General features: G+C 70.4%; 6 protein-coding genes. 5 read left to right on the top strand and 1 reads right to left on the bottom strand.

Translation table 11 applies throughout. The annotated features are described in order from the left end of the window. Positions 1-249 (bottom strand): zinc-ribbon domain-containing protein (locus QUW00_RS08165; protein ID WP_289613889.1); only part of this gene is annotated, 249 nt, incomplete at its 3' end. A gap of 196 nt (positions 250-445) precedes the next feature. Between QUW00_RS08165 and tmk the strand changes: the two genes are divergently transcribed. The 5 genes from tmk to QUW00_RS08140 all read left to right on the top strand — a co-directional run bounded on the left by tmk (position 446) and on the right by QUW00_RS08140 (position 6,327). Next, a complete protein-coding gene (gene tmk / locus QUW00_RS08160; protein WP_289613888.1) occupies positions 446-1,120 on the top strand; it encodes a dTMP kinase in 675 nt (224 codons plus the stop codon). A 5-nt stretch (positions 1,121-1,125) separates the two neighbouring features. Next, positions 1,126-2,265 (top strand): DNA polymerase III subunit delta', encoded by a 1,140-nt coding sequence (gene holB, locus QUW00_RS08155; protein WP_289613887.1) that lies wholly within the window; start codon positions 1,126-1,128, stop codon positions 2,263-2,265. Then, positions 2,256-3,872: a PSP1 domain-containing protein gene (locus QUW00_RS08150; RefSeq protein ID WP_289613886.1), complete on the top strand. Its 1,617-nt coding sequence runs from the start codon at positions 2,256-2,258 to the stop codon at positions 3,870-3,872. The genes holB and QUW00_RS08150 overlap by 10 nt, the downstream gene beginning before the upstream one ends. Positions 3,873-4,040: 168 nt before the next feature. After that, positions 4,041-4,817, top strand: a complete 777-nt coding sequence (locus QUW00_RS08145) for a ComF family protein (RefSeq protein WP_289613885.1) — start codon at positions 4,041-4,043, stop codon at positions 4,815-4,817. A gap of 553 nt (positions 4,818-5,370) precedes the next feature. Further along, on the top strand, positions 5,371-6,327 hold the full coding sequence (locus tag QUW00_RS08140) for a substrate-binding periplasmic protein (protein WP_289613884.1): 957 nt from the start codon (positions 5,371-5,373) through the stop codon (positions 6,325-6,327). Positions 6,328-6,406: the final 79 nt, after the last annotated feature.

The following is a 6,406-nucleotide window of genomic DNA, read 5'->3' as shown; positions in this document are numbered from 1 at the left end:
AGATGTGTATAAGAGACAGGCGGGGTACGCCTCGGCCGAAGGGGCGGCGGCGACGGCATCGGCGGGCGTCGGCGCGGCAGCAGTAGGAGCGCTGGCGTCAACGGCTGCCTGGGCCGCGGCGTCTACCGACGCGGTGGGCGCCTGCGCGGCGGTCGGGTCGCTCGAAGGCGTCGGGGTGACGGGCGTTCCGCAGCGCGAGCAAAAGCGCGCGCCCTCCTTAAGCTCGTTTCCGCAGTTTGTGCAAAACATATGCGGCCTTTCTATCCGATGGCGCCCCCGGCACCGCTGCCGGAAGGGCCATATCCGTCTGCATCCATGATACGACCACCGCCGCGCGCGTTCGCGCTTGTGTTGGAGATTGGCCGCAAACACCCGCGGCGCCGCCGGGGAGCGGACGTGGGGTATCATGACGGGGTGCTCAGCCGAGAGGAAAGAGGAGAGGTCCATGCCGTTTATCACGCTCGAGGGAATCGATGGCTGCGGGAAGTCGACGCAGGCGCGCCTGATCGCCGCCGCGCTCGAGCATGCCGGCCATGACGTGTTGCTTCTGCGCGAGCCCGGCGGGGTGGAGATCTCCGAGAAGATCAGGGCGCTGCTGCTCGATCCGGCCAACGGCGCGATGTGCGATGCTTGCGAGCTGCTGCTCTACGAGGCCGCTCGCGCCCAGCTCGTGCACGAGACGGTGCGCCCCGCACTTGCGGCGGGCCGCGTGGTCGTGTGCGATCGATTCTTCGACTCCACGACCGCCTACCAGGGGTTTGCGGGAAGCGTGAAGCGTGAGGACGCCGAGGTCGCCAACGCGCTTGCGGTCGGCGATTGCGTTCCGGACCTGACGCTCGTCTTCGATATCGACCTCGAGCTTGCGCAGCAGCGCCGCGGTGAGCGCGCGGACGCCGTCGACCGCATGGAGGCCAAGGGGTTTGCGTTCCAGCAGCGCGTGGCCGAGGGCTTTCGGACCATCGCGCGCGAGCAGCCCGCCCGCGTGAAGCTCATCGACGCCTCCCAGACGCTCGATGCGGTGTTCGCCTGCGCGCTGGCCGAGCTCGCCGGCGTCGGCCTCGCCGTGTCCGCCGACGACGCCCGCTGCGCTCTCGCGACGCTCATGGCCCCGGTGGAGTGAGCGCCATGACCGCCGCATCGCCGCAGGGCCTGTTGGCCCGACTCGATACGCAGCCCCGCGTCCGCTCGTTTCTGACCAGCGCGGTCGCCTCGGGCAGGACCAGCCATGCCTACCTGTTCGTTGGGGCCCCGGGCTCGGGCAAGCTCGACGCCGCCTGGGCGCTCGCCCAGGCGCTGCTGTGCGAGCGCGACCAGGCCGGCGGGTGCGGGGCATGCGACGGATGCGTCCGCGTGGCTCGGCACACGCACCCCGACGTTCACTATTTTGCGCCCGAGAGCGCGACGGGCTATCTGATCGGGCAGGTCCGCGACATGCTCGAGGACGTGGCGCTCGCGCCGATCCGCGCCCGGCGCAAGGTCTACATCGTCGACCGCGCCGAGCAGCTGCGCGCCAATACCGCGAACGCCCTGCTCAAAACGCTTGAGGAGCCGCCGGCAAACGTCACGTTCATCCTGCTCGGCACCTCGACCGACGTCATGCTCCCCACCATCGTCTCCCGGTGCCAGTGCGTGCCGTTTCGCATGCTCTCGTCGCGCGAGTCGGCCGAGGCAGTCGCCCGCGCGACCGGTGTCGACCTCGCCCGCTGTCGCATGGCCGTCTCCGTCGCCGGCAGCCCCTCCCGTGCCGTCGAGTTCCTCAAGAGCGCCGAGCGCCAGGAGGCCCGTCGCGCCATGCTGCGCGCCGTTGATGCCCTTGCGCGCGCTGACGAGGCCGACATCCTGCTCGGCGCTCGCGACCTGATGGGCGCGATCAAGGCGCCGCTCGCCGACGTCAAGTCGACCCAGCAGGCGGTGCTCGAGCAAAACGCCGACTACCTGTCTCGTGGAGCCTTGAAGCAGCTGGAGGACAGGAACAAGCGCGAACTGTCGGCGCGCGAGCGTTCGGGTATCATGGAAGCGCTGGCGAGTGTGCGCAGCCTGCTGCGCGACGTGCTGATGAGTCTCGAGGACGCCTCCGACGCGATCGTCAACGAGGACGCGCGCGACATCGTCGAGCGTCTGGCTCGCGCGACGTCGACCCCGGGCGTCGTCGCCGCGCTCGATGCCGTGGAGCGCACCGAGCGCCGCATCGCCCGCAACGTTACCCCCCAGCTGGCCATCGAGGTCATGCTCTTCGATATCAGAAAGGCGCTTGCATGCCTGTAGTCGTTTCCGTCAAGTTTCCCTTCGCCTCGCGCGATCTGTGGTTCGACCCGCAGGGTCTGGACATCGTGCAGGGCGATTACGCCATCTGCTCCACGGAACGCGGCACCGAGCTCGGCCTGGTGACGGCCGATCCGCGCGAGGTGGACACAGCCGATCTTGCCGCACCGCTCAAACCCGTCCTGGGCATCGCCTCCGATGCCGACCTGGACCGCGCCGACGAGCTTGCGCGCAAGGGCGAGGACGCCATGGCCGTCTTCCGCGAGCTCGTGGAGAAAAACGGGCTGGACATGAAGCCCGTGGGCGTGGAGTTCCTCTTCGGCGGCGAGAAAGCCGTGTTCTACTTCGCCGCCGAGGACCGTGTGGACTTCCGCCAGCTCGTCAAGGACCTCTCGAGCCGTTTCAGGATGCGCGTGGACATGCGCCAGATCGGCGTGCGCGACGAGACGCGCCTGGTGGGCGGCTATGCCCACTGCGGGCAGGAGCTGTGCTGCACGCGCTTCGGCGGGCAGTTCGAGCCGGTTTCGATCCGCATGGCCAAAGAGCAGGACCTTCCGCTCAACTCCGCCAAGATCTCGGGCGTGTGCGGCCGCCTCATGTGCTGTTTGCGCTACGAGTTCGAGGCGTACAAGGACTTCAAGAGCCGCGCCCCCAAGAAGAAGGCGCTCATCGACACGCCGCTCGGCCGCGCGCGCATCCAGGAGTACGACACGCCCAAAGAGCAGCTCGTCTTGCGCTTGGAGAGCGGCAAGGTGTTCCGCGTCAACCTGGCGGACATGACCTGCTCCGACGAGTGCGTCAAGCGCGCCCAGGAGCAGAACTGCACGTGCCGACCGGATACCGTCACGCGCGAGGTGCTCGACCGCATCGAGTCGCCCGAGATGCGCCTGGCGCTCATGGAGCTCGACCGCGAGATGGGCGTCGATGTGGGCGACGGCCTGGACAACGCCGACCGCATCGCCTCGTCGAGCCCGACGCCGCGCCGCAAGAAGCAGCGCGACGAGGGCTCCCGCAAGGCCGAGGGGGCGGGCGGCCGCACGTCGGCGCGCGGCAAGGCGCGCCCCGCGAAGGACGAGGACGCGGCCGAGACGCCGTCGCCGCGCCGTCGCCGTCGACGCTCGGATGCGGCGCCCGCGCAGACGGAGGCTTCTGAGCAGCAGGCCCAGGCGTCGTCCTCGTCGCGCCGCCGTCGCCGTCACCTGTCCGCCGAGGAGCGCGACGAGGCCTTCCGCGCCGCCGCCCAGCGCGCGCAGGAACCCGCCGGCCGCCGTCGCGGTCCGGCCGCCGGCGAGGTGGCATCCGCCTCCGAGCAGGGGCAGGCCTCGGGCCAGAGTCGTCGCCGTCGCCATAAGCAGTCGTCTGCGCCCGCGCGCGGCGAGTCGGTGAAGCCCGATGTCCCGTCCGTCGCCGAGCAGGTTTCCACCGGCGAGGTGCGCGTGTCGCGCCGTCGTCCGGGCGATGGGGGAGGCGCCCGCGCGGCGGCATCGCAGCCGGGTGCCGGTCGCGAGCAGGCTGCGGCGGAGGATGGCGAGAAGAAGCGCCGTCGGCGCCGCCGTTCGCGCAAGCCGCGCACGGGCGGCGACGAGGGACAGGCGTCCTCGGCTGAATAGCGCCCCATCGCCGCGCCCATCCGTACCGTCGTGGGTTACACTGATCTCACAGCGCCCTTCCCCGTCTTTGCGGGGGAGGGCATTTTCATGGCGTGTCGGAATGTTGTCGGATTCGGGTCATCCGCGGGCGATGGGGGCCCATGCGGCTCACGGGCACCGAGCCGGGACGTGGCGTCGGCAGGCCGGCTGCTCGAGCGCCTGCGCGCCGCGGCGCTCGAGGCCGTGGCCCCCACGCGCTGCGCGGGTTGCGAGCGGCCGGGCGAGCTCATCTGCGCGGACTGCCTGCACGCGCTTGCGCTGATCGATCCGCGCCGCAGCTGCTTGGGCTGCGGTGCGCCCTTTGGCGACCTCGTGTGCACGGAGTGCGCGTCGGGGCTGGCAGGGGGAGGCGACGAGTCGGATGCCGCCCCGCCCCGGCCGTTCGCGTTCGAGCGCTGCTTGGCCACCGCGACCTTCGAGGAGCCGCTGCCCCGGATCGTACGCGCCTATAAGGATGCCGGCGAGCGGCGCTTGGCGCCCCTGTTCGCCGAGATGCTCGCCGACACGGTCGAGCACGCCGAGCGGGTGGCTCCGGCGCGCTACGGCGGCCTTGCGTCCGCCGCCGACGTCCTCGTATTTGTGCCCGCGACCGCCGCAGCCTACCGTCGGCGCGGGTTCGACCACATGGAGGCTATCGCCCGCCCGTTGGCGGACATGGCCGGGCTCGAGCTTGCCGATGCGCTCGCCAAGCGCGGGCGGACGGACCAGCGCCTGCTCGGCCGTGCAGGCCGCCAGGCGGGCGCGCGCGGATCGTTTGACGTGGTGCGCAGCGTGCGCGGCCTTCGCGTCGTGCTGGTGGACGACGTCATGACGACCGGCTCCACGCTCGACGCCGCGGCCCGCTCGCTGCTTCATGCCGGCGCCGCGCGCGTGGACGCCCTCGTGCTCGCCCGCGTCTGGGGCTAGGCGCCCCGTTCGGCAGCGCGGCAGGGGGCATGCCGCGTCGCCATGCCGGCGGACGGCGGCGTGGCACCGCTCGCACCGTGACGGCGCGGCGCATCCTGTCGGCATCCTTCCCGTGTTCCCTTTCCGTGCCTTCTTTTGACCCCCTTCGTGGCGTATGGGTGCTGAGCTGCACAAGCTTTTTGCGACCTGCTATAATGCCGTCGTTCCCGCCAGGCTGTGGTTGCGGGAGGGCGCGCCGCCAAGGCGCCGATGCCCTCCTCAGTCCAAGGCAGACGCGGCCGAAGGGATCCACGTAAGCGACCGCGTGCGCGCGGCGCGATCATGGCGCGTCCTAGAGGTAAGCCGCACCGTCCGTTCTACATCATTTGGGGCGAACCGCGCCCCGCGGGCGAGCGGGTCAGTCGTGAGGGTGGCTGCGGCCGTCCGAGCAAACGCCCCGGTGCGCAGGTGTGGGGTCAAAGACCAGGTCAGCTGGGGGGAACATCGATACGGAACGCATGGTGCGACGGCGGCCCTATCCGCCTTCGCGCGTCGGGGGATGGAGACGATGGACATGGACGCTGCGCTCACAGGGATCGCGAAGCGGATGATGACTGCCGTGGCGGCGCTGGCCTTGGCGCTGTGCGCCTGCGGATGCTCGCTTATGACGCCCACGCGCGCCGAGGTCGAGCAGCAGCCGCAGACCCCCTTGGTCGACGCGAGCGCGCTGATCCAGGAGGGCACGCTCACCGTCGCGCTCGACACCACGGGCGCCGCGCCCCAGGGCATGGTCGACCAGGAAGGACGCACGACCGGCTACTACGCCGACGTCGCCCGTGCGCTTGCCGACAACCTCGGCCTGCACATCACGTTTGTCGACGCGGCTTCGGCGTCTGCGTCGGTCGGTGAGGGCGCCGCCGACATCTTCATCGGCGCGTCGGGTTCCGAGGCGACCGACGAGATCACGGTGTTCGGAAGCTGCCTCGAAAACGCTCCCGCCCTGTTTGCCGTGGAGGGCAGCATGCCCACCCCGGCCCTGACGGCCCTTGAGGGCAAGACCGTCGCCGTGCAGGAGGGCTCGGCTGCCCAGGATGCGCTCAACAAGGCGGGCTCCACCGCCGAGCAGCTCGTCTGCAGCGATGTCAACGAGTGCTTCGAGGCGCTGGCGGCCGGTCGCGCCGACTGCGTGGCCTGCGACGCCACGGCCGGCTCCTACCTTGCGCGCACCTATGACAACATCGCCTTCGCCGGCACGCTCGACGCGACCACGGTGACGGGCGTCGCGACGCTCTCCTCGAACAGCGAGCTCGCCCAGCAGGTGGGCGCGGCGTTCGACTCCATCTCCGCGGACGGCACGCTCGCGGCGGTCCATGCCTCTTGGTACGGGTCGCTTCCCCTGTCGCTTTCCGACACACTGCTGTCCGGCGTGACCATCAAGGCCGACGAGGACGACGAGCAGCAGGATGTCGCCGATGCGCCGAAGGCCGACGACGAGCTCGACCTCTCCGGCATCAACGAGTTCGACGGCTAGGGTTCCGCAGCCGCTTTCACGCAACCGCAGATACGACCATATGCGTGCCGCCCATACCCGAAAACATCGGGCGTGGGCG

The organism is Collinsella tanakaei (genome assembly GCF_030373545.1).
In the GTDB taxonomy this organism is placed as follows: Bacteria; Actinomycetota; Coriobacteriia; order Coriobacteriales; family Coriobacteriaceae; genus Collinsella; species Collinsella tanakaei_C.
The sequence above is the reverse complement of the archived record's forward strand: the minus strand, read 5'-3'. Positions and strand labels throughout refer to the sequence as shown.